The organism is Siminovitchia sp. FSL W7-1587, from assembly GCF_037963795.1.
GTDB lineage: Bacteria > Bacillota > Bacilli > Bacillales > Bacillaceae_C > Siminovitchia > Siminovitchia thermophila.
This window is the reverse complement of record NZ_CP150169.1, coordinates 1-24,193: the sequence shown is the minus strand read 5'-3', so window position 1 is coordinate 24,193 and position 24,193 is coordinate 1. Positions and strand designations below refer to the sequence as shown.

The 24,193-nt window shown below is 41.9% G+C and carries 26 protein-coding genes; 6 read left to right on the top strand and 20 right to left on the bottom strand.

Going from position 1 to position 24,193, the window contains the following annotated elements; translation table 11 throughout:
* Positions 1–78 precede the first annotated feature (78 nt).
* Both NST31_RS00130 and NST31_RS00125 read right to left on the bottom strand, forming a co-directional pair.
* Complete coding sequence (locus tag NST31_RS00130) at positions 79–393, bottom strand: AEC family transporter (RefSeq protein ID WP_077113402.1); 315 nt, start codon at positions 391–393, stop codon at positions 79–81.
* Positions 394–503: 110 nt separating this feature from the next.
* Complete coding sequence (locus NST31_RS00125; RefSeq protein WP_077113401.1) at positions 504–833, bottom strand: DUF4870 domain-containing protein; 330 nt, start codon at positions 831–833, stop codon at positions 504–506.
* A gap of 134 nt (positions 834–967) precedes the next feature.
* Between NST31_RS00125 and NST31_RS00120 the strand changes: the two genes are divergently transcribed.
* From NST31_RS00120 to NST31_RS00110, 3 genes are all read left to right on the top strand, one after another.
* Entirely contained in the window at positions 968–1,579 is a 612-nt protein-coding gene (locus tag NST31_RS00120) for a DedA family protein (protein WP_077113400.1), read from the top strand.
* A gap of 245 nt (positions 1,580–1,824) precedes the next feature.
* Positions 1,825–2,388: a GNAT family N-acetyltransferase gene (locus tag NST31_RS00115; protein ID WP_077113399.1), complete on the top strand. Its 564-nt coding sequence runs from the start codon at positions 1,825–1,827 to the stop codon at positions 2,386–2,388.
* A gap of 177 nt (positions 2,389–2,565) precedes the next feature.
* The gene (locus NST31_RS00110; protein WP_077113398.1) at positions 2,566–2,796 is read left to right on the top strand and encodes a hypothetical protein; all 231 of its coding nucleotides are present in this window, start codon (positions 2,566–2,568) and stop codon (positions 2,794–2,796) included.
* A 32-nt stretch (positions 2,797–2,828) separates the two neighbouring features.
* Here the strand turns inward: NST31_RS00110 and NST31_RS00105 are convergent, their stop codons facing one another.
* Positions 2,829–3,560, bottom strand: a complete 732-nt coding sequence (locus tag NST31_RS00105) for a CAP domain-containing protein (protein ID WP_077113397.1) — start codon at positions 3,558–3,560, stop codon at positions 2,829–2,831.
* Positions 3,561–3,918: 358 nt separating this feature from the next.
* Between NST31_RS00105 and NST31_RS00100 the strand changes: the two genes are divergently transcribed.
* Complete coding sequence (locus tag NST31_RS00100) at positions 3,919–4,161, top strand: DNA alkylation repair protein (protein ID WP_077113396.1); 243 nt, start codon at positions 3,919–3,921, stop codon at positions 4,159–4,161.
* Between the two features lie 649 nt (positions 4,162–4,810).
* On the opposite strand, the gene NST31_RS00095 is transcribed toward NST31_RS00100, so the two are convergent.
* The 5 genes from NST31_RS00095 to NST31_RS00075 form a co-directional block, all read right to left on the bottom strand.
* Positions 4,811–5,437, bottom strand: a complete 627-nt coding sequence (locus NST31_RS00095) for a hypothetical protein (protein ID WP_339163186.1) — start codon at positions 5,435–5,437, stop codon at positions 4,811–4,813.
* A gap of 864 nt (positions 5,438–6,301) precedes the next feature.
* The gene (locus tag NST31_RS00090) at positions 6,302–7,768 is read right to left on the bottom strand and encodes a S41 family peptidase (RefSeq protein WP_321189695.1); all 1,467 of its coding nucleotides are present in this window, start codon (positions 7,766–7,768) and stop codon (positions 6,302–6,304) included.
* Between the two features lie 151 nt (positions 7,769–7,919).
* Positions 7,920–8,786 carry a M15 family metallopeptidase gene (locus NST31_RS00085; RefSeq protein ID WP_339163184.1) on the bottom strand — a complete coding sequence of 289 codons (867 nt, stop codon included), beginning with the start codon at positions 8,784–8,786 and terminating at the stop codon, positions 7,920–7,922.
* Between the two features lie 1,064 nt (positions 8,787–9,850).
* Complete coding sequence (gene deoD, locus NST31_RS00080) at positions 9,851–10,552, bottom strand: purine-nucleoside phosphorylase (RefSeq protein ID WP_339163183.1); 702 nt, start codon at positions 10,550–10,552, stop codon at positions 9,851–9,853.
* 70 nt (positions 10,553–10,622) lie between these two features.
* The gene (locus tag NST31_RS00075) at positions 10,623–11,579 is read right to left on the bottom strand and encodes a DUF561 domain-containing protein (protein WP_339163181.1); all 957 of its coding nucleotides are present in this window, start codon (positions 11,577–11,579) and stop codon (positions 10,623–10,625) included.
* A 69-nt stretch (positions 11,580–11,648) separates the two neighbouring features.
* On the opposite strand from NST31_RS00075, the gene NST31_RS00070 reads away from it, so the two are divergent.
* Complete coding sequence (locus NST31_RS00070) at positions 11,649–12,161, top strand: gamma carbonic anhydrase family protein (RefSeq protein WP_077113390.1); 513 nt, start codon at positions 11,649–11,651, stop codon at positions 12,159–12,161.
* Between the two features lie 45 nt (positions 12,162–12,206).
* On the opposite strand, the gene paaX is transcribed toward NST31_RS00070, so the two are convergent.
* The 12 genes from paaX to NST31_RS00010 form a co-directional block, all read right to left on the bottom strand.
* Positions 12,207–13,088, bottom strand: coding sequence for a phenylacetic acid degradation operon negative regulatory protein PaaX (gene paaX / locus NST31_RS00065; RefSeq protein ID WP_077113519.1), 882 nt, complete (start codon positions 13,086–13,088; stop codon positions 12,207–12,209).
* A gap of 139 nt (positions 13,089–13,227) precedes the next feature.
* Positions 13,228–14,430, bottom strand: a complete 1,203-nt coding sequence (locus tag NST31_RS00060) for an acetyl-CoA C-acyltransferase (protein ID WP_077113389.1) — start codon at positions 14,428–14,430, stop codon at positions 13,228–13,230.
* Positions 14,427–15,302 carry a 3-hydroxyacyl-CoA dehydrogenase gene (locus tag NST31_RS00055; RefSeq protein WP_077113388.1) on the bottom strand — a complete coding sequence of 292 codons (876 nt, stop codon included), beginning with the start codon at positions 15,300–15,302 and terminating at the stop codon, positions 14,427–14,429. Before NST31_RS00055 ends, NST31_RS00060 begins: the two co-directional genes overlap by 4 nt.
* A gap of 42 nt (positions 15,303–15,344) precedes the next feature.
* Positions 15,345–15,842, bottom strand: coding sequence for a 1,2-phenylacetyl-CoA epoxidase subunit PaaD (paaD, locus tag NST31_RS00050; protein ID WP_339163175.1), 498 nt, complete (start codon positions 15,840–15,842; stop codon positions 15,345–15,347).
* Between the two features lie 21 nt (positions 15,843–15,863).
* A complete protein-coding gene (paaC, locus tag NST31_RS00045) occupies positions 15,864–16,655 on the bottom strand; it encodes a 1,2-phenylacetyl-CoA epoxidase subunit PaaC (RefSeq protein WP_077113518.1) in 792 nt (263 codons plus the stop codon).
* Between the two features lie 11 nt (positions 16,656–16,666).
* Complete coding sequence (gene paaB / locus NST31_RS00040; RefSeq protein ID WP_077113386.1) at positions 16,667–17,020, bottom strand: 1,2-phenylacetyl-CoA epoxidase subunit PaaB; 354 nt, start codon at positions 17,018–17,020, stop codon at positions 16,667–16,669.
* Between the two features lie 11 nt (positions 17,021–17,031).
* A complete protein-coding gene (paaA, locus tag NST31_RS00035; protein WP_077113385.1) occupies positions 17,032–17,988 on the bottom strand; it encodes a 1,2-phenylacetyl-CoA epoxidase subunit PaaA in 957 nt (318 codons plus the stop codon).
* Positions 17,989–18,083: 95 nt separating this feature from the next.
* The gene (locus tag NST31_RS00030) at positions 18,084–18,332 is read right to left on the bottom strand and encodes a ferredoxin (RefSeq protein ID WP_339163172.1); all 249 of its coding nucleotides are present in this window, start codon (positions 18,330–18,332) and stop codon (positions 18,084–18,086) included.
* A 16-nt stretch (positions 18,333–18,348) separates the two neighbouring features.
* Positions 18,349–19,362 (bottom strand): NAD(P)/FAD-dependent oxidoreductase, encoded by a 1,014-nt coding sequence (locus NST31_RS00025; RefSeq protein WP_077113383.1) that lies wholly within the window; start codon positions 19,360–19,362, stop codon positions 18,349–18,351.
* A gap of 23 nt (positions 19,363–19,385) precedes the next feature.
* On the bottom strand, positions 19,386–20,717 hold the full coding sequence (locus NST31_RS00020; RefSeq protein ID WP_077113382.1) for an AMP-binding protein: 1,332 nt from the start codon (positions 20,715–20,717) through the stop codon (positions 19,386–19,388).
* Between the two features lie 437 nt (positions 20,718–21,154).
* The gene (locus NST31_RS00015; RefSeq protein WP_339163170.1) at positions 21,155–21,499 is read right to left on the bottom strand and encodes a hotdog domain-containing protein; all 345 of its coding nucleotides are present in this window, start codon (positions 21,497–21,499) and stop codon (positions 21,155–21,157) included.
* A gap of 138 nt (positions 21,500–21,637) precedes the next feature.
* Positions 21,638–22,087 (bottom strand): PaaI family thioesterase, encoded by a 450-nt coding sequence (locus NST31_RS00010; RefSeq protein ID WP_339163167.1) that lies wholly within the window; start codon positions 22,085–22,087, stop codon positions 21,638–21,640.
* Between the two features lie 148 nt (positions 22,088–22,235).
* Here NST31_RS00010 and NST31_RS00005 point away from each other — a divergent pair, with 148 nt between their 5' ends.
* On the top strand, positions 22,236–23,618 hold the full coding sequence (locus NST31_RS00005; protein WP_339163164.1) for an amidase: 1,383 nt from the start codon (positions 22,236–22,238) through the stop codon (positions 23,616–23,618).
* Positions 23,619–24,193 lie beyond the last annotated feature (575 nt).

Sequence of the window (24,193 nt, the reverse complement as noted above, 5' to 3'; positions counted from 1 at the left end):
TGCATATGTAACTCCTATTTCTCCAAATATGATGAAGCAAGTGGCGTAGCGCCAATAAATCCTGGTTCCCGAAAATATTCAAGCCTTCATAAGGGCTTTTCTAGTGTCTGGCAGACCGGAACGTTTTCTCAACCAGGCAGCTAGCAAGGAGCTGATAAATGGAATATAAGCAGACATGGATATAAGCCGTGAAAATTCCGTCAGTAAATCCATATGGAATGAAATATTCAAGGAATATATGATCAATGCGGGCAATGTTATATACAAAAGAAGTTGTGTGCAAACCTCGGTTGTATGCTTGCCAAGGATGTTTCTTTTTCTGCAAACATACCCTGTCGACGCCATTAGAAAAAGCATGCTCATTTCCTGTAAAAAATGACCGACTGCATTCAACTTGCATCCCTCCCCTCCCATTACTGTATAAAAAAACACTCAAAGGACCCTTCACAAAAAATAAGAAGCCTCCCAACTCCTGCTTGGAGTCGAAGGCTTCCCTGGTACCGTTATTTTAAAATCCTGAACACAAGCGGTATGCGATAAATTTCTCCATTGTATGCTTTTACTGCCGCGATAATCGTAAATACAATATAAAGAATGGCGATGATAGGCACTAGAATAAATCCAATTAAAATGAACATCATTAAGGATGCCACGATTGAATAGACGGTATAGGAAATAAAAAAGTTTAAATATTCCTTACCGTGAAAATCGATAAAAGCGGAATCCTCTTTCTTAATGAGCCAAATAATAAGCGGTCCGATCAGCGCGGAGAAAAAACTAGTAACATATATGGCTGTTGCCAAGGTTCTTTCGTTGCTTGAAGCTGTATCCATGATGATACCTCCTGTTTTTTTATGCATGTATTATTTTTATGAATATCTCGTTTAAAAGTTTCAGCTTTATGATAATTTTTTTTGGACGAGCATAGAATAGATTAGCGATTCATAGGGCGGGGTGATGAAAGCGGATGTCAAGCGGGTGGGTTGTCGAACTTTTGGAATTTTTGGGACAGTACGGGTTTGCGGGTATCGCCATCGGGCTTATGATTGAGGTGATTCCAAGTGAAATTGTTCTGGGGTATGGCGGTTATTTGATATCGGCTGGAAAAATTTCATTTTTAATGGCTTTTATTGCCGGAATCATTGGGGGAACGATGGCGCAACTTTTTTTATATTGGCTTGGGATATACGGGGGCCGACCTTTTTTTGACCGTTATGGGAAATATTTATTGATCCAACCTAAACACTTGGATGCGGCGGAAAAGTGGTTTGACCGCCATGGAACGATCGTCATTTTCACTGCCCGTTTCATCCCGGTCATCAGGCATGCGATCTCCATACCTGCAGGTATCGCGAAAATGCCATTTTATCAATTCACGATCTATACGATGGCCGCAATGATCCCTTGGACTATTTTATTTCTATTCATTGGCATGGAACTTGGCGCCCATTGGGAACAAATAGGAGCAATTGCCGGGGCTTACTTGAAACCCATTATCGCGATCGCTTTATATGTTTTACTAGGATACTTCTTATTAAAATATCTCATTGCAAAATATGTGTCGATAAAGAGAAAATAATTTACGAAAAACTTACAAACTTGGTATATCCAAATAGAACTTTTTTTTGTATGATATTTGTAGAATTTCAATTCACAAGAACATACAGCTCATAATTGAGGGAAGGCAAATGGTGCGCCACCAGCCCTGTTTCTTGGCTGGTCTTAGTGGGTTCGATTCCCACCCCGAAATTTTTTATGCATCTTTTAAAAAATTTCGAGGGCAGGATCGTACACCACACCTGCCCTGGGCAGGAGGGGTTCAAAATGCTCAAGAAACGTGAAGTAAACGGGCATGAATGCCGGATTCTATTTGATTTGATGACGCATCCCGATGTCTTCCCTTACGTGCGTCAAAAAGCTTTTTCCTATGATGAATACGTCTTTTTGACAAAGCAGACAATCGAAGCGGAAGAACGCGGAGAGTTAATCTCCAGAACGATTCTGGATGAATGGGAAAATCCGATTGGAACGATTAATTTGTATGACATTGAAGGCAATACTGGTTTTTTGGGCACTTGGATTGGCAAGCCATTTCATGGCAAAGGCTATAACAGTCTGGCAAAAGACGCCTTTTTCAAAGAATTATTTTTCGACCGGAATATTGAAACGGTCTATATGAGAATTCGCAAGGAAAACATCCGTTCGAAAAAGGCTGCCGAAAAGCTTTCTTACGTCTTGCAGGCCAATGAAACGAAGCAAGACGTATTTCAAAAGCTGAACGCCACTGGATATATCTATGATCTTTACGCGGTTCCAAAAGATTTATATACGATGGCGTTAATGAGGCAATCATTGAAAGAGGAAGAATCGCAGCAGATGGAAGCTTAAAAAGACTGTTAAATTATCAAAATATACCCGGCTTCGGCTCTCTATTCAAGAGGACTGAAGCCGCTCTGTTTTATATTTGCTCCGCTATAAAAAGTACGTAAACCTGCTCAATCGCAAAAGTACTTTTCAAATTTCAAGAGATCGGATTCTAACGGCGGATTGACATTGAAAATATGATTGATTGGCGTAAGACTGCTCATTCCATTCAGGCTACTTTGCCACTTTTATCATGGCGCTGATTTCTTTTGGGTCATCGGACTTCCTCTCGGCTATGTACTGGCCAATTATACCGCACTGGGGCCGTTTGGCTTTTGGTTTGGCCTGATTTCCGGGCTGGCAGTCGGCGCATTCACTTTATCGTTTCGTCTGCGGCATATTCAAAAAAAGAACGAACCTGCTTCTTCCTAGCGGTTCGTTCTTTGTGTTTCATTTTTATTTGCTTATTTTCCGATAAACTGTTGTGTCCAGTAATTTCCATTTTCAACGTAGCCGACACCGATATGTGTATAGCTGCTGCTTAAGATGTTTTCACGGTGACCTTGGCTCTTCATCCAGGCTTGTACTACTTCCTCTGGTGTACGCTGTCCCATGGCGATGTTTTCACCTGCTGAACGGTAGCTGATTCCGAATTTTTTCATCATGTCAAATGGTGAACCATGTGTTGGGCTGTTATGGTCAAAATAGTTGTTGGCTGCCATGTCTTTTGATTTTTCACGAGCCACTTTGCTGAGCTCCAAATCAACTTTTAGCGGGGCCAAACCATTTTTTGATCTTTCTGCATTCGTTAAGTCTACCACTTTTTGTTCAAAGGCGCTCAATTGAGAACCATTTTGCTCTGTTGGTTGTTGCTCCTCTTGTTTACCAGGTTGTTTTTCTGGTGCAGGTGCTGGTGCTGGTTTAGCCGGTGCAGGCGCAGGTGTTTGTGCTTGCTCCTTTTTGGCTGGTTGTTTTTGTTTTGGAGCTTGTTTCCAAGTTTTTTTCTTTGGTGTGAATTTATGATAAGGCTGCTTGCACCAATCATTCATTTTTGAAAAATCACCAGTTTGGTAGAAATAATACACCTTTCCATTTTGTTGTCCTGAATTAGGTTGTGCGGCATCTGCTGTTCCTCCTGCTAGAGGGGATGCCATCAACGCAACTGCTGCTGCAGCTGATACGACAAGCTTTTTCATTTCTGTTTTCCTCCCTGTTTTCTTTTTCCGCTATTATAGTAACATGCGATTTTTGTAATATTTCAGGGAGGAATTGCCATGGGCATTGTCTGCTTTCGGCAGAAATTCCCCAACATGCAATCAGACAACTTTTTTCTATTTCTTATTTTAAATGAAGTTTTCCATTTGCCGTATACTATAACCAAAAACTACTAAAATATGACGGTTGACAAACTCAGAAAAGAGCGCATTGTGTTACGTTTGTTACAAATTTATGTCAAATGTGACCGCTGTTTTATTGATCCTGGCGTTTGCGTCAACGCCATTCATAGTATAAAACTTCCTTTCTTCGGTTATTCTATAAGTAAAGGAGGTTCCTATGAGTACAAAATATCGCTGTCCAAGTTGCAAAACGAATCGTTCCAGGTTCAACATTATTGAACAAGTTGTCCATGCGGTAAAGCTCGATCCGCAAACCGGAGATATCATCGAAAAATATGATCATGAGGCTGACGCAGGCCCACTGCATACTATTTACAATGGTCCTGAAAGAAGAGTCCAATGTGGGACTTGCGGATTAATCGAAGAGGAAAGAACATTTGCAAAATATGGCGAACAATGACCCGTTTCGTTATAGCGGGTCATTATTCATTATCAACCACTTTTCTGGTTAAAAGTCCTCACATTTTAAGAAAAGCCAAACAATTATCAGAATGATCGGATAAATTAACTTTTCACGCACCAAAATAATCTGTTGATAAACGAAAGGTTTATCATCAGGCGGAAGAAAATAGATAAGATACGGCGGAATTATGTGAGAAAATGTTTAGCAAATGAGTTTGGTGCTAAAATTGGCGATTCAAAAAGATATGCATTAAAATAAGTTCTCAGAACATATGGTAAACGATATGATATAGGAATATTTATCCTGTTTAACTTCATACAATTAAACAACAATATATCAATAAAATCATATTAAGTTATGAAATTCTAACATGGAAATTGAAGAAGGTATCCGCAGATTAAAACAGGCACTTCCATAAGAACGTAGAAACATGGCACAACGTTTATAATAAAATGAAAAGAATTTGTTAGGATAACTACTTATAGCAGGAGCATTTGGTTATCCCATTTTTATAAATCTCCCATTTAAACTTGTTTCGGCATACAGCATTTTATATGCAGCAACTTAGCAAGAGCCTTGCAATCTCTCACTTACGCAGCTTTAGTTTAGAATCTCTACAGTTTTATTAACCGAATTAACTTTTTATTTACATGTTTCCTTTTTCCGATGTTTTTTTACAACTGACATCATCTAATGAACACTCTGGTAATACATGATCATCATGCGTCGTCAACCCAATCTTTTTTTTAACCTGTTCCGGACAAGGAATAGTACATGCTGCATCATGAGGAATAAATTGTTTATGGAGGATTTCTGTAAGAATGTGACTGTTTGCAACTGTGACATCTGGTAGGTCAGAACGTTCTGCAAAGTAGACGTGAACATTGTCGCAAGCAGGGTCAATATGTGGACCTGGATGTGCGAAATATATTTCAAACCATACTGTATAACCGCGCGATGTATTAAAATCTGTGGCATCGATCACATTAAATAAAGCGTGTGAACATGCGGGGACCCTTATTGTTTGACAATAATAAGGTTGGAATGTTTCATCTACGTCATCATTAATGGTCACTTTCAAATGTACAAAAACATCCAAATCGTTTAAATTATTCACCCTGGCAATCATACTTTTTGTATTTATATTACTGTTAAGTGGTCCTGATGTTAAGTGGGAATTACATTTTAATAACGAATGACAGAAATCTGTAAACACTTGGCCTAAATACCAAAAAGCATCTTGAAAATTCCAACATTTTTCATTATAACTCATCTTTACTTCCTCCTATTATTTATTTACAAGCTTCATTATCTTTATATGTTTTTAAAAAAACATTGCTTTAACATCTATCACTAATTAATAGATATTGGATGCTTAACCACTAGTGTGAACTGGTAGTATGTCTATAGCGATGGAAAATCTCAACCTATAATCCGTAAAAAACCGGCGAACATCTATCAATGTAGACGCCGGGTCCTCGTGAGGGTATCCATGATTGACTAAGAAGAGTAAAAAGTTATAAATGTAAGCATGCCGCTTTCTCTTTTCAGGTACTTGATGAGCATTAAACCTATTAATGTTTAGTACAGAGTGTTGCAATGGTTTATACATAGATTTGACATGGAACTACTTGCGCGTATAGTACTAGAGTCAAAAAGCCAGCATTTTCAACAACTGGTTCTGCCGACTGGGAGGATACTATACACTCTACTCCATATCAAATCTTGGTTTAAACTAAACGACTATGTATTTTTTTCTTGCAACTTTCGTTAACTTCATTGCAAAGCACTGTATTTTTATTTTACATTACACAATGAACTTTTTTGTTGGTAGCGAACCTGAAAACTGTTTCGCGACAATATGATCAAAGATTACGCCAAATGGAAAATAAAAACGCAACCTTAGAGAAAGTCTCATAAGGTTGCAGTGACTGGCATGTATGAATAAGTTTTAACAACAAAGTGTCTATTTGAGTGGTAACTTCACTCTAGATGACTTTTTGAACGGGGCCGTCCAAAAAATAACATCGCAGCTTGAAAACTAAAAAAATAAACCCAAGATTGCCGTAAATCAACATTCTTGGGTTTTACATTTTAGTGCATTAGCTCTAAATTGGACTTTTTAGAAAGCCCCCTGTTATTTTGTTTGCAATATATCCACAGCTTTTTTCAACTGGGGATCGTTTTTCTGAAGATGTTCCTGGATTTTCGTCATTAGAGTAACGGTTGTTTCTCCGCTTAATACACCTGTTACTTCTATGTTATTTGCTTTTTGAAATTCCATTACAGCCCTTTTTGTATCTGGATCAAAATATGAATCAACCTTGCCGGGATTGTATCCTAATTCTTTCAAGATTTGTTCAGCAGTGTTTACATCAGATGCGGCCGTATCCTCTTTTAATTCCTTTTCAGGATTAATATAAGGAAGGTCTGCATATTCCGGCAGTGAGACGGGATAGTCGGGCTCAATCCCTTTTTCATTAATCCAATTTCCTTTCGGTGTCAGCCATTTTGCCATCGTATATTTGAGATTGGATCCATCCTTAAATTCTTCCGCCTGTTGTACTGTCCCTTTTCCAAAGGATGTTTTTCCAACCAGCGTGATATTGGCAGATTCGCTGGCGGCTGCAGCCAATATTTCAGCGGCGCTGGCACTACCTTCATCAATTAATATGACGGTTGGAACGGTAATCTTTTTGCCATCTTCCGCGACGTATTTTTCAACCTGCCCGTTTTTGTATGCCACTTGGAACAGCGTTTTGCCTTCAGGCACAAACATGTTCGAAATATCGATGGCTTGTTCAAGCAGTCCGCCTGGATTTTTTCTTAAATCAAGAATTAAACGTTTCATCCCTTTTTCTTCCATCTCTTTTAACGCTGTTTCTAAGTCCTTATCCGTATGGGTGGAAAAGCTTGTAATTTGAATTTTGGCAATCCCGCCTTCCAACATTTCCGGGTAAACCGTATTCATCGGAATTTCATCGCGAGTAATCGTTATTTTGATCGGATCCTCGCTTGCTTGCCGAATGATGGATAAGGTTACTTTCGTCCCTTTTTTTCCGCGAATTAAAAGAACAGCTTCATTGGCGCTTATGCCTTGTACGCTTTTGCCATCGACTTCAACGATTTTATCGTTTGGTTTTAGGCCGGCTTTTTCAGCGGGAGACCCTTTAACGGGAGAAACGATGACAATGTCCCCGTCTATTTCTTGAATTTCCGCCCCGATGCCTTCAAAAGATGATGTAATGCTTTCCTCGAATTTCTCGCTTTCTTCCTTGGTCATATAATCAGAATAAGGATCATCCAGTGACTTCACCATTCCATCAATCGCCCCATCAACCAATGCTTCTTCGTCTACGTCTGCAAAGTATTGCTTTTTCATGACGTCATAGGCTTCATATAATTTATGGAACTCTTTCCGTTCCTGCATGACCACACTTGCTGCTTTGTTATTAGCAAAAGAGAGGGCCAGAATGGTAATGCCGGCCGTTGCCAACACGGTCAGGAAAATCAATATGATGAATCTGAATTTTTTTATTTGGATAAAGCTGCTGTTTTGCGGGCTTTTGTTCACCTGGTTTTGGTCTTCTTCCAATGATCTCACCACTTTCTATCCTGGGCTTATTAAAAAGCCATTTACATATATGTATCTTTATTTTATCAATTTTCATCCGGCGCCGTAAAGACATAGACGCGACTGCCGGCTGTTTTCAAACTAAAAAAACGCCTTTGAAAAAGGCAAACAGAAAAAGACGTTATATCTTCGCGACATTCTCAAAATACTCTTCCAATGTCCAATTGCGTTCAAAAATCACCTTGGCTGCTTTTTTGCCCACATATCTGAAGTGCCACGGTTCGTAGCTGTATCCGGTTATATTTTCTTTTCCTTTCGGATAACGCAGGATGAAACCATATAAATGGGCCTTGTTTCTAAGCCATTCTCCTTCTTTCATTTCGCCAAATTTCTCCGACAGGGCAAATTGGGCTGATTCACTCGTGATGTCCATGGTAAGTCCTGTCTGATGTTCACTGCTACCTGGAATAGCCACAACCTGGGCGGCCTTTTCTTCTCCCACTTGCTCGATCTCATTTTGAAAAATGGCTTGTTGGCGTCCATATGAGCGATATCCGGAAGAGGCATATAATTGAATGCCCTCCTTAGCTGCAGCCTGAAACATTTGTTCTAATGCTTCCGCAGCTTCTTTTCGCAAATAGCTTTTTTCGATATCTTGCTCCCCGAATGAAAAAGCCACTTTGGGCCGAACTAAATCGCCCGGCGCATACCCTGCCGGCAAACTGAATTCCTTATTGACGAGTACGAGTATATTATCGGGATTGGCAATTTCTTTTTTGCCATTGGCTTCTACAATTTCGTTGAAATAGGCTGCTTCCAATGTTAAGTCCGGGTCAACCGGGTCCTTTTCAGGCTTCTCCCCACGGTTTTGATCAGCTTGATTGGCGGGTTGTTCTTTTTGAGCGTCAACAGGTTCGCTCCCAGGCTTTTGGTCCTTAGGCGGTTCGGTTTGCGTTGTTGTCTTGTCCTTGTTTTCTGCCAAATCATCCGCCAAAGCACATCCACCAAGTAAAACGGTCATAGCCAGAATGCTCACATGTTTTTTCATAAAAAGCCTCACTTCTATTTGTAATTGCATTTTAACAGTCGCTGTTATCAGCCGCGCCCAATGCAACTTCGATCATGTCATTCCCAGTATGGGACTAATAGTCGTAATTTAACAAGTTCTTCCCTTTGACAGCGTCGCTCTCTGTCAGCAATATTTTGCTCGTTGCTTATGAGTCACTTAAACTAGTCTACATCATAAAGGGTTTATTTTGCAACGGACATGTGTAAACAACTCGTTGTTTTTTATATATGAATAATGCCCTTTTATTATTACGCTCCATTGCGGGCAAAGTAAAAGAAGTGAAAAAAAGCAAACCAAGGTTTAAAAGAAAATAAAGGACGCGCCAAGTATTAAAGCGTCCAACTCCTGGGGCACTGATTTGTGGACTCAGAGGTCTATTCATAGAAATTTGTTTTAGCGTTGCTTGACTACTAAAAAGTAAAGCATTAAGACAGAGCGCCCATCAGGATTGTTAAGACGGATAAGGAATCATACGCATTTGAAGATATATCCCCTTTAACATCTAATCTGTCAAAGAAGCTGCTTCATTGGCCTTTCATCGTGATGTGATTTCTTTAAGAGAATAAGCGATCATGAGTTGTCTAGATATATTTACCGCGCGGCTAGCTCTCTTTTGAACAAAATTTTGGCCGTTAATCTAATCTGAGCGTGGCAGGTGTTAGATGTTAATGTAAGGGCGAATGAAATCGAGTTATGAAGAATTGGGGAGGCTTATGTTGATGGAAAAAAACGATACTAATGGCTTTGGAGCATTTTGATCTTGGTTTTTCATAGAAAACCTGTTTAGCAACTATATCAAAATGTAGATTGAAAGGAAATAAGGAGAATATGAAATACATGTTTGGTAAAAAGGGGTTTGAACTGATGCAGATGATGCCAACGGCTTTAATATGTTAAGGAAAAAACGTTCAAATAAAGAAAATAAGAATTCAAAGGTTAACGATATAAAACATGTTGACAATTGACTAAGAAAAATAAGTGTAGGCGAGTGGCGTACTAGAGGCCCTCTCGCCTATGATGTCTATACTGATTTTAATCCATGCTTAACGCAAGGAAGCATCCAATGCCACTTCGATCATGTCGTTAAATGTCATTTGCCTCTCTTCCGATGTAGTCATTTCTCCTGTTAAGATATGATCGCTGACTGTCAGAATCGCTAAAGCATTTCTTCCGAATTTCGCAGCAAGTGTGTACAGCGCCGCTGTTTCCATCTCAATCGCCAGTATGCCATAACGCGCCCATTTTTCGTGATCGGCGTTATCGTTATAAAACATGTCGGCCGTAAAAACGTTGCCCGCTTTGAGATTCAAGCCTTTTTCTACCCCCGCATCGTACGCTTTTTTCAATAAGTCGAACGATGCCGTTGGAGCATAATCAATACCTCCGAAGGTAAGCTTGTTCATTTGTGAATCTGTTGAGGCGGACATGGCCAAAATGACGTCCCGCACCTTCACATCTTTTTGGATGGCGCCACATGTTCCAACTCTGATTAAGTTTTGTACACCGTAGCTTTCCATCAACTCATGAATATAAATTGAAATGGATGGGACGCCCATCCCGGTTCCTTGAACCGATATTCGCTTTCCTTTATACTCACCGGTAAAACCTAGCATATTACGGACTTCATTATAACATTGAACATTTTCCAGGAATGTTTCAGCTATATACTTGGCCCGAAGCGGATCACCCGGCAATAGAATCGTTTCAGCTATTTCATTCGGCTGAGCGGCAATATGTATACTCATCTTAAATTCCCTACCCCCTCAATGGAACAATTACCCCTATTTTAAAGGTTTCAATTTTTACATGCAAATCTTAATCAAACCTGAAATCTGTTGCAATCTTTTTCATTTGCGAACTTGCATCACTTATTATGGTTTCCAATAATTCCCGTACGCTCGGAACATGATCAATTAATCCGGCAACTTGGCCGCTATTGACGTACCCATTGTCGAAATCGCCATCCATTGCCCCTTTAATGTGATATTTTTCAGATGTTTTCTGTTGGAATTCTGTAAATGTCATTCCTTCTTTCTCAAGGTTGGCCAGTTGCTCGACATACGCTCCTTTTAACACCCTTCTGGCCCTGCCGTAAGAACGGCCTAAGATTTGTGTATCTTCTCCATTCGCTTTTAATAATTTTTCTTTATAAAGTGGGTGAAATGGCGCTTCCGCGGTTGCTATAAATCTCGTTCCAATCTGAACGCCGCTTGCCCCGAGCATCAACGCCGCGGCCAATCCTTTTCCATCTCCAATTCCGCCGGCTGCAAAGACGGGAATGGCCACTTTTTTCACAATTTGGGGCACAAGGGTAAAAGTTGTTAATTCTAACGAAGAATTGATTCCTGCCGCTTCATATCCTTCTGCAACGAGTATGTCTGCGCCTGCCTTTTCCGCTTTCTGCGCATGACGCACCGAAGCGACAAGGACAATGGTCCGAATACCGTTTTGTTTTAGTTTCGGGATATAGGGCGCTGGATTCCCAGCCGACAAAGAAATAGCGGAAACGTTATGTTTGATCGCCAACTGAATGATTTCATCGACATAGTCAGAGACGGTAAGTGCGATATTTAACGCAAACGGCTGTTCAGTCCTTCTCTTCGTTTCCGAGATGATTTGCTCAATTTCATCAGGGCTCATCGTACCGCAGCCGATTGTTCCCAGCCCGCCCGCGTTGGAGACGGCGGAAGTCAAAATGGCATTGCTGATATTACCCATGCCGCCTTGAATAATTGGATATTGAATAGACAAAGTATCACATGCTTGTTTCAATTTTCTGTACCTTCTTTCAAATAACGTTATAATAGAAAGAGAACGATTTCATGTTGTGGAGGGAGAAAAATGAAAATCAATTACCATCACCATCGTCCCAAGGTAGATCCGTCCGTCTTTATCGCGCCGGGAGCGTATCTCATCGGTGATGTGACGGTTGGAAAAGAGTCGACCATCTGGTTTAATGCCGTCTTGCGCGGAGATGAGGGCCCGATACATATAGGAGAAAGATGCAGCATACAAGATAATTCCACCATTCATATGTATGAGGGTTTTCCAACCATCATTGACGATGAAGTAACGGTCGGGCACAACGTTATTCTACATGGGTGTAAAATTGGAAAACGCTCTATTATAGGAATGGGCTCCACCATTTTGGATAATGTAGAAATCGGCGAAGAGTGCATCATTGGCGCCAACACCTTAATTCCTTCAGGCAAAAAAATCCCCCCCAGATCACTTGTTGTCGGATCACCCGGCAAGGTGACACGGAGCTTGAACGATAAGGACTTGGAGCTGATCCAGTTATCGATCGATACGTACGTTCAAAAAGGAAAAGAATATCAAGCGCTGGCCAAATAACCCGCTGTTGTCACCGCCAAAACCAAACCGGCGGTGACTCTGTTTTCAGTTGACGATATACGGATGATCATTGGCGTCATATGATTTGTCTTTCTTTCGCAAATCATTCCCTTTTTCAAAAACACTCTCAAAAAATTCGCTCGCGGGCTCTGCCAACAACTGGTAGTATTGCCTGAAAAGCAATGCGGCATGGTTGCCGTTCCACATGGACGGCAGCAGTTCCTTCGGCAAACCGGGATCTATGAATAGAAATTTTCTATATTCATGTACAAGCTTAGTCCGTTCCACAAAGCAATCGGCATTGGACATGTGCCCTTCATGTATAAGGCTTTGGTGGACGATAAACTGTTTTCCATATGCCGTGATGAACGACTCATATTTTTCTTCGATCTCTTCCAGTGGCCAACTGCGTCTGACAAGTTGGATATTATCCTTCGGCCCTAAGTAATCGGCAATGAAAAAATCTACAAATTCTTCGATCTCATACTTTTCAATTAATAGTTTTACTTCTTTTTCAAGGTTATTCGGCGAGATCCAACAACTGTGCGTAAAGCTGCCAAATCCGCTCCAAAGCAGTTCCTTTCGCAAATCATCCCTGATTTGCCGCTTTTCTTCCGGAATCGAATACATAAGCATACGCCATTTCCCGTCCCATTCATGGGGGTCCAGCTTAAAAATCCTTCGGCCCGCTTCATCCATCCGATTAACGCCCCGCGGCGTCAAAAAATAGTAGCTTTTATTGCCTTTCTTCTCTGATTGAAGCCATCCTTGTTTGACCATTCTTGATACGGCGACTCTTACCGCTTGCTCATTATGTCCAAACTCTTTTAACAACCGAATCAGGCTTCCAATCCAGATTTTATTGCCATAATGACGAATGTAATCGCCATATATCGTAAAAATCATTGATTGTGTATTAAAACTCATGATTTTGTCACTCATTTCATCAGCAAATGTCATTATTACAGGTCATTATATCACGGTGCGGGCCTTGATTCATTTTACAATTCTTTACCAAGTTGGACAAAATAACCCTCACTTCATTAAAAGCAAGGGCATTGATTGGTTAATCTATATTTTCAACTATGACAGAAATGCCTTGGCCGACTCCGATGCACATTGTGGCCAGCCCGTATACGGCTTTTCTTCTTTTCATTTCATAGATTAGTGTCGTTAAAATTCTTGCCCCGCTTGCACCAAGCGGATGGCCGTAGGCAATGGCACCGCCATTCACATTCACTTTATCCATGCTTAATTCTAGTTCTTTAATACATTGAATGGATTGGGATGCAAACGCTTCGTTTAATTCCACAAGGTCAATATGTTCGATAGTTAAGCCCGCGCGTTGCAGTGCTTTTCTAGTGGAGTAGATTGGGCCCAACCCCATGACTGCCGGTTCCAGACCTGCTGTTGCCCCTGTTTTATATGTAACAAGAGGCGTTACCCCCAGTTGTTCGGCTTTTTCTCTGCTCATGATCAACAGCGCCGACGCCCCATCATTTACACCCGACGCATTTCCTGCCGTAACAGTACCGCCTGGAAACAGGGGACGCAGACTTGCCAGCTTTTCAAGTGTCGTATCCGGGCGTGGATGTTCATCCTGTTGAATGACGATTTTGTTGCCTTTTTTATCATGGTAAATAACTGGTATGATTTCATCTTTTAACACATTCTGTTCGATCGCCTTTTTTGCCCGCCTTTGGCTTTCCAAGGCAAATTCATCTTGTTCCTCCCTCGTAATTCCAAAGCGCTTCGCCACATTTTCCGCCGTTTCTGGCATGGAGTCCGTTCCATACATTTCTCTTAATCTTTCATTTGTAAATCGCCAGCCGATCGTTGTATCGTACAACTCCATAGAACCGCGTGGGAAATCTTTATCAGGCTTGGCCATTACATAGGGGGCCCGGGTCATGCTTTCGGTACCTCCGGCAATATATACGTCTCCCTCCCCTGCAGAGATGGCCCGGGCGGCATACATGACCGCATCAAGTCCCGAACCGCACAGTCGATTGACAGTCACACCTCCGACAGAGACGGGAAGCCCGGCAAGCAGTGCGGACATTCTGGCGACATTTCGATTGTCTTCTCCTGCCTGGTTCGCATTCCCAAAGATAACCTCTTCTATATCGTTTTCATCCAAGGGAGGATTTCTCTTTAACAGTGCTTCGATGATGATGGCCCCCAAGTCATCGGGTCGAATATTTTTTAAAGCGCCTTTATAGCGTCCAAATGGTGTTCTTACAGCATCAACAATGACTGCTTCTTTCATTTTTTAACCAACTCTTCTTTTTGATTTGTGTAGTCATATACGCCCTTACCAGTTTTTCTGCCCAGTCTGCCCGCTTTTACGTATTGTTCCAAAAGCGGGGCCGGACGGTACTTCTCTCCCAACTTTTCATGCAGATATTTCAAGTTGTTCAGTCGTGTATCAAGCCCCACTAGATCAACCAATTCAAAAGGGCCCATCGGGAATCCAAGCCCTAACTTGATCGCTTTATCAATATCATCCGGGCTGCCCAATCCTTCCTGCAGCATATAAAAAGCTTCATTGCCAATGAGTGTGCTGATTCGGCTTGTGACAAAGCCGGGAAATTCATTTATAATGACTGTTTCTTTTCCCATTTTTTCGGCAACATGTTTAATTGAAGCTACGGTTTCGTCGCTCGTTTCCAATCCTCGGATTATTTCTATCAACGGCATTTTATGCACCGGATTAAAAAAATGCATGGCAATCGTTTGTTCAGGTCTTCTGGCAAATGAAGCAATTTCTGTCGGGCTCATTGTCGAGGTGTTCGTTGCAAACAGACAATGGGATGGAGAGGCCATTTCCATCATTTCAAACACTTGTCTTTTCAACTCCGCTTTTTCCGGGACAGCTTCGATAATCAAATCAGCATCTCGCGCCGCTTCGGCCAAATCAAGGCCATAGGAGAGATGCTTTTTAAAATCTGCTGCTTGTTCCCGCGTCACTTTTCCCATTGAAATGCCTTTTTCCAGAATGGCCTGAATTTCTTTGTTTGCCGATTCTAACACTTTTTCTTTTACATCAACGAGTGTAACGGAAAAACCGGATAAAGCAGCAACATAGGCAATCCCTCTGCCCATGACACCAGAACCGACAACTACCATTTTTTCAATCAACAGCAATACCTCCCGGCATAAAAGTACGATCTATATTTCCATTCATATATTAGAAACCGGTTTCATCGCTTCAAATGGATTTTTACAACCCTTGCAGTATAAAATACTTCTGCAGGCTGTAGGACCAAAAATATTTTCAAGGGTAACGTACGTAGAACCGCAATATGGGCAATCCACATGCCATGAACCGTCTTCTTCAAGCCTCCTTGGCGGAGGAGCAATGCCGAATTTTTTCAAACCTTCCTGCCCTTTTTGGGTAATGCGGTCCGAAGTCCAGGGAGGGTCAAATATAAACTCGACGTGTACATTTGTCACTTGGGGCAGCTTGGAAACTTCTTCGATCATATTTTTTTCGATGATTTCCAAAGCCGGGCATCCCAAAAAAGTGGGAAGCATTTGGATAGACACTTCCGATCCTTGAATGTGCACATGCTCGACCATCCCTAAATCAATGACACTGACAGTGTCAATTTCCGGATCTTTCACACGATCCAATATATCCACGACTTGTTGTTTGGAAATCGGCTGCACCGCCTCCATTTCACATCCCTCCTTATTGTTTTACCATGAGGCTGCTGTGTCCATCCGATAAACTGCCGAAAGCGTCTCCAAAGCTGTTTCCAAATCTTTCGTATGTTCTCCCAAACGGCCGTCCCGTTCGACTTTAAGAGAAATTTTGGGAGGGTCCATTCCAATAGATGTATATACTTTTACCATTTCACCCTGCCATTTTTCCTGCAATAAGGAACCTTCCTCGATCAGCTTTTGCTTGTGTATCTCTTTCGCATATGTCCCGAAACGAAACATGTCGCCAAAATCTTTTTCTACCAATTTCACCGCATTTTCCATTCTGTTTCTGGCATCGTCTGTAGAGTCGATGAGCTGGACAAACCATGTTTTCCAATGAAGCAGATGATAATATAGCTCCATGTTTATTTTAGTGGCGGCATCCGCCAAAGGTTTATAGGAGCTTTTCCTCAAAGAATCTATCTTGATTTTTTTGGCTGCTGTATAAAAGAAGTTTCGGACAACTGCATAGGCCCAATCATATTTCGGTGTTTCTATATAATCGCCTTCGCCATTCGTTCTCTCTGTTACAATGCTGTTCCGGCGTTCTTCTGCAGGGCGTAAATGGGCCTGGTCGTCCGCTTTGCCGAAACCAAGGTCTTCTAGCAATCTATAATACATAGAGGCGTGGCCCATGCAATCCTGGCTGATGGAGGAAAAGGCAACATCCGCCTCAATATGGGGCGCCAGTCCCAGCCATTCGGATCCTCGAAAAGCAATTAAAAAGTCATCATCGGCCAGTTGAAAAAGCAGGTCGCCTATCACCTCTTTTTTCATATCTTTCATTTGTGCCCCTGTCACTTTTTGTCTCCTCCCCAAGAAAGAATTTCCTTTTCATCAAGCATTTTTTGCTCATATTGACGCCATTTTTTCCGTAAATAGCCGTATCCTTTTGTTGTTCGGTAATCTTTATTATCAATGCGGGCCAGCATTCTCTTTTCTTCAGGATGAAGTGTGCGGATATGCTTTCTGTTAACAACCCAAATATCTGCCACCGGTTCCCGTCTCATAAAGTTTTCCTGGGCCATAACCATGGCTACTTCTTCGTTTGGGGCCAGCAGGCAAAATTGGTGTTGGAACGGCGATGTCGCCGTTCGCTTGCTGAATACTTCGAATTCCTGATAAAAGCTTTTCTTTTTTTCATTTCTCATGGCTATTCTCCTTATGCATTGCTTAGTGCTTCACGCACCCAAGCATTATTCTCATAGGATATTTTTCGCAAGTTAAGCCTTGCCTTGGATCTTGGGCCTTCGTTCTTAATAATTTTCTTGAATTCGTTCCAATCAGGCTGCGTATAATTCCACTTTTCATTTTGCTCATCATAATGAAGGTTGGGGTCAGGGATTGTCAGTCCGAGTGACAAAATTCTCGGAATATATTTGCTCAAAAAATCTTGCCTTAATTGTTCGTTCGTCTTTGTCCGGATCTTATATTGAATTGTTACATCCTGCTTGGAAGAGCCGGTCGTTTCCTTTGACGCAGGACCGAAAAACATTAATAAAGCGTCCCACCAGCGATTGAGCGCGTCTTGTATCATTTCCCGCTGTTCGTCTGTTCCTTCTGCCAAAGCCAAAATGATCGCCTCTCCGTGTTGCGCGTGGAATACTTCCTCCGCACAAATGCGTTGTAGAGCCCGGGCATATGGACCGTACGAGGCATTCAACATATTTGTTTGTGTAATGATCGCCGCACCATCCACAAGCCAGGCAATCAGGCCGGCGTCAGCCCACGTATATGTTTTCATATGAAACACATTATGAAACTTCAATTTTCCGGAAAATAAATCTTTCATTAAGTCATCCCTATTTTTTCCATACGGTTTTAAAAGATCTTCAGCTACTCGTAAAAGCAACTGTCCGTGCCCCATTTCATCCTGCACTTTCGCCATGATGCCAAGTTTCCTTCTTAATGTGGGGGCTTTTGGCACCCATTCCTTTTCGGGAAGCGCTCCCATAATTTCGCTGATGCCATGCATGGAGATGAGCTTAATCAACGCAATCCGGTATTCTTCCGGCATCCAATCGTCCGCTTCAATTTTCTCCCCTGCTTCAATCCGCTCCATAAACTTTGCCAATTTATAAGATTCCGATTCTTGATCAATATATGTTAGGCTGGACATCTTCGTAACCCTCCATTATATAACGTATATTTAACGTTATTTTATTATAACGTTATATTGAAAGCAACAAGAAATTCCGTTTCTGTTTCTATTTATTAGCCTGCCTTCTCTTCTTCTTCATTAAATGGCGCATCCGCCACTTTAATGGAGTCAGTCGGACAGCCGTCCAAAGCGTCCTCCAGGTCATCCTGCAATTCTTCCGGCACCGCAGCGGTACCCGTATTATGATCCAGGGTAACATAGGCAAATCCCTCATCGTCATAATCAAATATGTCGGGTGCGCATGCTCCGCACGAGCCGCAAGCTATGCATGTGTCCTGATCCACCCTCGTGTATGTTTTCATGCTTTTCACCTCCGGTTTACACTGTTTCTTTCTTCTTCGATTTCTCCATGACTGTGGTACTATGGATAGGTTGAATTTTGGATGAAGGGTCAATATATACTTTGGCATTGCTGACAGCAATAGGGGCTTCCCCAAATCCTGTAGCAATTAATTTTACCTTCCCTTCATATGTGTTGATGTCGCCAACGGCATAGACCCCTTTTATATTTGTTTCCATTTTGGAATTGACCACGATCGAATTTTTATGAATTTCAATCCCCCAGTCTTTAATGGGGCCAAGGGAAGCTACAAAGCCATAATTAACAAGCACTGCATCGACATCAACGGTCCGTTCTTCCCCTGATGCTACATGTCTTAAAATGACGTGCTCAATCTGTTCTTTTCCCGCTAAATCAGTCGGCACGTATGGAGTCATTACATGGACGGATGATTCAAACAGCTGTGATACACTGTGTTCATGTGCTCTAAAGCGATCTCTTCGGTGAACAATAGTTACTTCTTTCGCAATCGGCTCAAGCATTAACGACCAATCAACCGCAGAATCGCCTCCGCCGAACACGATGACCCTCTTACCAGCAAACCGGCTCATATTGTCTACAAAATAATACAAGTTGCTTCCCTCATATTTTATTGCCTTGTCAATTGGAAGTTTTCTTGGCTGAAAAGCCCCGTTGCCGGCGGTAATGACGACTGTTTTCGTATAATGTGTTTCCTTGTCTGTCTGAAGAAGGAATGTGCCGTCTCCCAACTTTTCCAACGTCTGGACCGATTGGCCTAAACAGACTTCGTGGGGAAACATTTGCATTTGGGCAGTGAGTCTGTCAACAAGCTCCTGTCCTTTGATTTTGGGAAAGCCTGCTACATCATAAATATATTTTTCCGGATATAAAGCAGACAGCTGGCCGCCAAGCTGTGGCAGACTTTCAATGATTTTAACGGACATATTCCGGAGCCCTGCATAAAAAGAGACAAACATACCGGCAGGGCCTCCACCGATAATTGTAATATCAAACACCTTTTGACCGCTCATTCTGTTTTCGACACTCCTTTCCTTTAAGTAAGCATGATGGGACTGCTCTTTCTATGATCGATAATTCTGACCGCTTTCCCTTGGGATCGCGGCAAACTTTTTGGTTTATTCACGACCGTTTGAATCGTAACAAGGCAGGCTGATTTTAATTCATGCTTGATTCTTTGTTCAAGCAAATGAATTTTTTCACATTGTAAATCATTGCCTGCTGCTGTATAAAACTCTTCATTTACTTCAACATGAAGCTGAGCTCCGTCGAGTGCGCCATTTTTCACGAGATGAATTTGATAGTGTGGCGCCAATCCCTTTATTTGCAGAAGAACGCGTTCGATTTCGGAAGGAAATACATTGACGCCGCGGATGATGATCATATCATCTGTACGCCCTTTAACTCGAGACATTCTTGTTGTCGTTCTGCCGCATTGGCACTTTTCCCTGGTAATGGAAGCAATATCGCCGGTCCGATAGCGAATAACAGGAAAGGCTTCCTTCGTCAATGTTGTAAAGACAAGCTCTCCTTCTTGCCCTTCATCTACAGGCAGCAATGTATCCGGATCAATCACTTCAACGAGAAAATGATCGTCTGCAATATGGAGCCCATCCTGCGCCTCGCGGCACTCTATGGATACACCCGGCCCCATAATTTCGCTCAATCCGTATATATCGACAGCTTTAATACCGAGCATCTCTTCCAATTCTGTCCTCATCTCTTCCGACCACGGTTCAGCTCCAAAAATCCCATATTCAAGTGTATTGTCACTTGGATGAAGACCCATTTCCTTCATAGTTTCGGCAATATTCAGTCCGTAAGAAGGAGTACAGGCAATCCCTCTTGGCTTAAAATCCCGGATAGCTAAAATTTGTCTTTCTGTATTTCCTCCTGAAATGGGAACGACTGCACAGCCAAGCTCCTCTCCTCCAAAATGCAACCCTAAACCGCCCGTAAACAAGCCATAACCGTATGCATTTTGAAAGACATCCCCTTTTCTGCCTCCGGCGGCCACAATGGCCCTCGCAATCAGTTCCGACCAAACGGCTATATCATTTTTTGTATACGCCACTACTGTCGGCTTTCCGCTCGTTCCGGAGGAAGCATGGAGACGGACAATATGATCGATGGGTTCTGCAAACAATCCAAATGGATATTGATCCCGCAAATCTTTCTTTGTCGTAAAAGGAAGCAATGCGACATCTTCCAGTGATTGTATCTGTTCAGGCTTTATATTCTGCTCATCAAATTGATGTTTGTAAAATGCCACATTGCTGTAAACTTTGTCAATGGTATTCTGGAGACGTCCAAGCTGTAGTACTTTCACTTGTTCATTTGACAGCGTTTCCATTTCAGGATTGTACATTCCCTTTCCCTCCATTTACATTGCATAGTGAATTTTCTATAACAAATAAAATGTGACGTTTATCTTATTGGTTATGTTTTAATGTAATATCAATAATCATAAAAGTCAACTATCTTTTCGGAAAATTGAGTGTTTTTTTACTTCATCACTTTTTATGTATTTCGGAAAGCGAATATTTCACTTTTATATAGATGTGAACAAATATTTTAATGATTTTGTTTACATTAAAAATGGATGATGGTATCTGCTCTGAATATGAAGGTCATCGTTTTAGTTTTGTAATAGGGTCGCAAGACGGGGGTGACAAAACAGGCACGGTTAAACATTTTACCTGTTGGCTCTTGTTAGCCAGCCATTGGAAGGTGTATGTTTATATTTTTCGAAATAGCCAAATAAATGGTGCGTGACAGGGGGGAATGTACATGTGTAAGAGATGCTTATTGGAGAGGAAAAAAAGAGCCAGACTCATTTCTTAAGGGCTGGGCTCCCTTTTCCAGTTCATCGATCGGGACAAAACAATCATTTTTCCGATAAACGGTCGTGGTCGTATCCATCACAGCAACGACATGATCGTCGCTTTTTACGTGAATTCTATACCAAGCAAGCGTATGGGGCCGCTTTTCTTCCCGAGCCTCCGCTTGTAACAGCTCCCCCTTTATGGCAGCTGCCATAAAATTCATTGTCACAGATGTTTTCCCATATGAATTGCTTGCAGCGGCGGACACATAATCAGCGATGGCGAACATAACCGCCTCGTGTACCGTCCCATGTGTATTTAGCATGTGTTCTTGAACATCCAAAGTAGCTAAAGCTGTTCCTTTTGCAACTTTATTTCGAGATGATTTGCATAAGGTTCCTCTTTTAACGTATCGTAGATTTCTTGATAGAAGATGTCATAAACTTGATCGCCGTCTATCTTCTCATGTATTCGCCCCTCCCCTATCTGATTCAGCACGATTGATTAACTGCGATGAAACACATGAGGCGGCTTTTTTTCCATTTTGCCTCAATTCGGCTGTCACATATGCAACGGAGCGCCCGAGCCTCTCCACTTCGGCAATAATTTCCACCTCTCCCTCCAACACTGGGCGATGGAAAGTGGTATCAAGGTCGATTGATGCAAAACCCTCTTTTTCTGTTAATAAGGAAGATATGGCATAGGCCATCGTAATATCTGCGGCCGAGGATAAAAAGCCGCCCATGGCGACACCCAGTCCATTTATGTATTTACGATCAACCTGCCATATTCCGCGTGCAATTCCGTTCTCGGCACTATGGATCGTGATTTGCATTGTTTGATCACAAGGAGGCGGAGTTAGACGTTCTGTTACTACCTTTTGTAAATCGGTAACACTATATTTTTTAATCATGTATCCTGGCTCCTTTTATATCATATTTTAAACGAATTATAACTTTTTCGTTATATTAAATCAATTCGTTTTTTCAATTTTAAATTTTTTAAAAATGGATGTGATATAGTTAGGTTGATGTTTTCAATTTTTGGAGGGGGTGTACGGAATGTTTACTATTCAAGAGTTGCTGGATGGTTATCGAAAAAAGAAGTTTTCTCCGGTTGAAATCACCAAATCGTATATCGAAAAAGCAAAAGCAACGGAAGAAATGAACGCCTTTATAACGATTACGGAAGAAAGGGCGCTCCATCAGGCCCATATTGCCGAGGAGCGGTGGACATGCGGGGAAGCTGGGAAATTGGAGGGGATTCCGGTTTCTTACAAGGACAATATTTTTGTAAAAGGATTCCCTGCCACCAGCGGTTCTCAAATTGACCGGGAATTTATACCGGAGCAAGATGCCAAGACAGTGAAAGTATTAAGACAGGAAGGCGCAGTGATGATCGGCAAGACAAATATGCATGAATTCGCATTCGGGATTACAAATCACAACCCTTTTTACGGTCCGTCCAGAAATCCGTGGAATCCAAAGCTTATTTCCGGCGGTTCCAGCGGCGGATCGGCTGTTTCGGTAGCGCTGGATTCCAGTATGATCTCCATCGGGACAGATACGGGAGGATCGGTCCGGATACCTGCTTCATGCTGCGGCCTCGTCGGCCTAAAACCAACCTATCAATTAATAGATCATTCCGGGGTCTCTTTAATATCCTGGAATTTGGATCACTCCGGTCCCATTGCCCGGACAGTTGGGGATGTATCCATTGTCCTCGAAGCTTTAACGGGGGATCATTATTCATTTAATGAGCATGAGGTGAACATCCGCGGACTTAAAATAGGTGTACCGTTGCATGTCTTTAATGAACGAATGGAAACAGAGATTTTACAATGTTATAAAGATGTTTTGAAAAAACTGGAAGCGATCGGGGCAATATTGGTAGATGTAGAAGTTCCTTACACTGAGGAAATGGAGGACTTGGCATTTACGATTGCCACGGCGGAAGCGGGCCATGTCCATAAAGAACGGGCAAAAAAGCATTTGGACAAATACGGTGACGATGTGCGGCTCGTAATGGAAGCGGCAAAAAACATCACTGCACTCGAATATATATCCGCACTGAAACGAAAAGAAGAAATAGCCAGTGCTCTTAACAATGTTTTTACGGAAGTGGATCTGATCGTTACCCCTACCTTGCCTGTCTTGCCCATAGAAATTGGAAAAGAGATGGTTAACATCCAAGGAGACATTGAGCCGCTTTTTAATTGCATGATCCGATTTACATCTTATTTTAATGTCACGGGCCACCCCGCTTTATCGATTCCAGCCGGACTGAGCAAGGAGAAGCTCCCGATCGGCATACAGTTGATTGGCCGCCATTTCAGGGAAAAACAACTCTTAACAGCAGCAAAAGCATTTGAACAACAATATTTAAGCGCATTTTACAAAGAAAGAAACCAAAAAATGGCCAAATGGGATCATGCCCGTTTATAACTGTATAAAGTGAAATTTCAACAGTGCGACAGTAGAAGCATTTGCTTTAAAGATTTCAATCCACGCACTCATGTAGAGTGCAACTTGAGGGGTTTTAAAAAAAGAAATAGCAGATTGTTTATTTTTCAATCCTATCCACGCACTCATATAGAGTGCGACTCCCCTCAACTTTGTACCTCACTTTTCTAATTTGAATTCCAATCCGCTCACTTATGTAGGCCATGCAGGCAATTACACGCTCTTAGTGGGCGAGCCTTACCCTAGAAGCGATCGTAAATTTCTAAGGTAAACCCAGGCTGCAGCGCCCTCAAATGCTTTTCTTCATGAAATGGAAGCTTTCTTGTCCTATCGCTTCAGTAGCACCCTTACCGGCCACCTTTATGGCTGGTATCCTTAACATGGTTTCTATGGAAGATTATTCTTATCCTGCTGGCTTGAACATCGGGTTTTGGCTGGGCAGTTAATTTCCCACTTACCATTCTCGTTTTACATTGCGTGGGTAAAAATTAGGCTGGGACATAAGCAAATACGAAATAGCAAAAACCGAACAATTCATTTATAATTGTTCAGTTTAT

Excerpts from the sequence above, each read along its gene's own strand:
- NST31_RS00125 (WP_077113401.1), bottom strand. The coding sequence starts at position 833 with ATGGATACAGCTTCAAGCAACGAAAGAACCTTGGCAACAGCCATATAT.
- NST31_RS00120 (WP_077113400.1), top strand. The coding sequence starts at position 968 with ATGTCAAGCGGGTGGGTTGTCGAACTTTTGGAATTTTTGGGACAGTAC.
- NST31_RS00115 (WP_077113399.1), top strand. The coding sequence starts at position 1,825 with ATGCTCAAGAAACGTGAAGTAAACGGGCATGAATGCCGGATTCTATTT.
- NST31_RS00105 (WP_077113397.1), bottom strand. The coding sequence starts at position 3,560 with ATGAAAAAGCTTGTCGTATCAGCTGCAGCAGCAGTTGCGTTGATGGCA.
- NST31_RS00100 (WP_077113396.1), top strand. The coding sequence starts at position 3,919 with ATGAGTACAAAATATCGCTGTCCAAGTTGCAAAACGAATCGTTCCAGG.
- NST31_RS00095 (WP_339163186.1), bottom strand. The coding sequence starts at position 5,437 with ATGAGTTATAATGAAAAATGTTGGAATTTTCAAGATGCTTTTTGGTAT.
- NST31_RS00085 (WP_339163184.1), bottom strand. The coding sequence starts at position 8,786 with ATGAAAAAACATGTGAGCATTCTGGCTATGACCGTTTTACTTGGTGGA.
- deoD (WP_339163183.1), bottom strand. The coding sequence starts at position 10,552 with ATGAGTATACATATTGCCGCTCAGCCGAATGAAATAGCTGAAACGATT.
- NST31_RS00070 (WP_077113390.1), top strand. The coding sequence starts at position 11,649 with ATGAAAATCAATTACCATCACCATCGTCCCAAGGTAGATCCGTCCGTC.
- paaX (WP_077113519.1), bottom strand. The coding sequence starts at position 13,088 with ATGAGTTTTAATACACAATCAATGATTTTTACGATATATGGCGATTAC.
- NST31_RS00060 (WP_077113389.1), bottom strand. The coding sequence starts at position 14,430 with ATGAAAGAAGCAGTCATTGTTGATGCTGTAAGAACACCATTTGGACGC.
- paaD (WP_339163175.1), bottom strand. The coding sequence starts at position 15,842 with ATGGAGGCGGTGCAGCCGATTTCCAAACAACAAGTCGTGGATATATTG.
- paaC (WP_077113518.1), bottom strand. The coding sequence starts at position 16,655 with ATGAAAGATATGAAAAAAGAGGTGATAGGCGACCTGCTTTTTCAACTG.
- paaB (WP_077113386.1), bottom strand. The coding sequence starts at position 17,020 with ATGAGAAATGAAAAAAAGAAAAGCTTTTATCAGGAATTCGAAGTATTC.
- paaA (WP_077113385.1), bottom strand. The coding sequence starts at position 17,988 with ATGTCCAGCCTAACATATATTGATCAAGAATCGGAATCTTATAAATTG.
- NST31_RS00030 (WP_339163172.1), bottom strand. The coding sequence starts at position 18,332 with ATGAAAACATACACGAGGGTGGATCAGGACACATGCATAGCTTGCGGC.
- NST31_RS00025 (WP_077113383.1), bottom strand. The coding sequence starts at position 19,362 with ATGAGCGGTCAAAAGGTGTTTGATATTACAATTATCGGTGGAGGCCCT.
- NST31_RS00020 (WP_077113382.1), bottom strand. The coding sequence starts at position 20,717 with ATGTACAATCCTGAAATGGAAACGCTGTCAAATGAACAAGTGAAAGTA.
- NST31_RS00015 (WP_339163170.1), bottom strand. The coding sequence starts at position 21,499 with ATGCTAAATACACATGGGACGGTACACGAGGCGGTTATGTTCGCCATC.
- NST31_RS00010 (WP_339163167.1), bottom strand. The coding sequence starts at position 22,087 with ATGATTAAAAAATATAGTGTTACCGATTTACAAAAGGTAGTAACAGAA.
- NST31_RS00005 (WP_339163164.1), top strand. The coding sequence starts at position 22,236 with ATGTTTACTATTCAAGAGTTGCTGGATGGTTATCGAAAAAAGAAGTTT.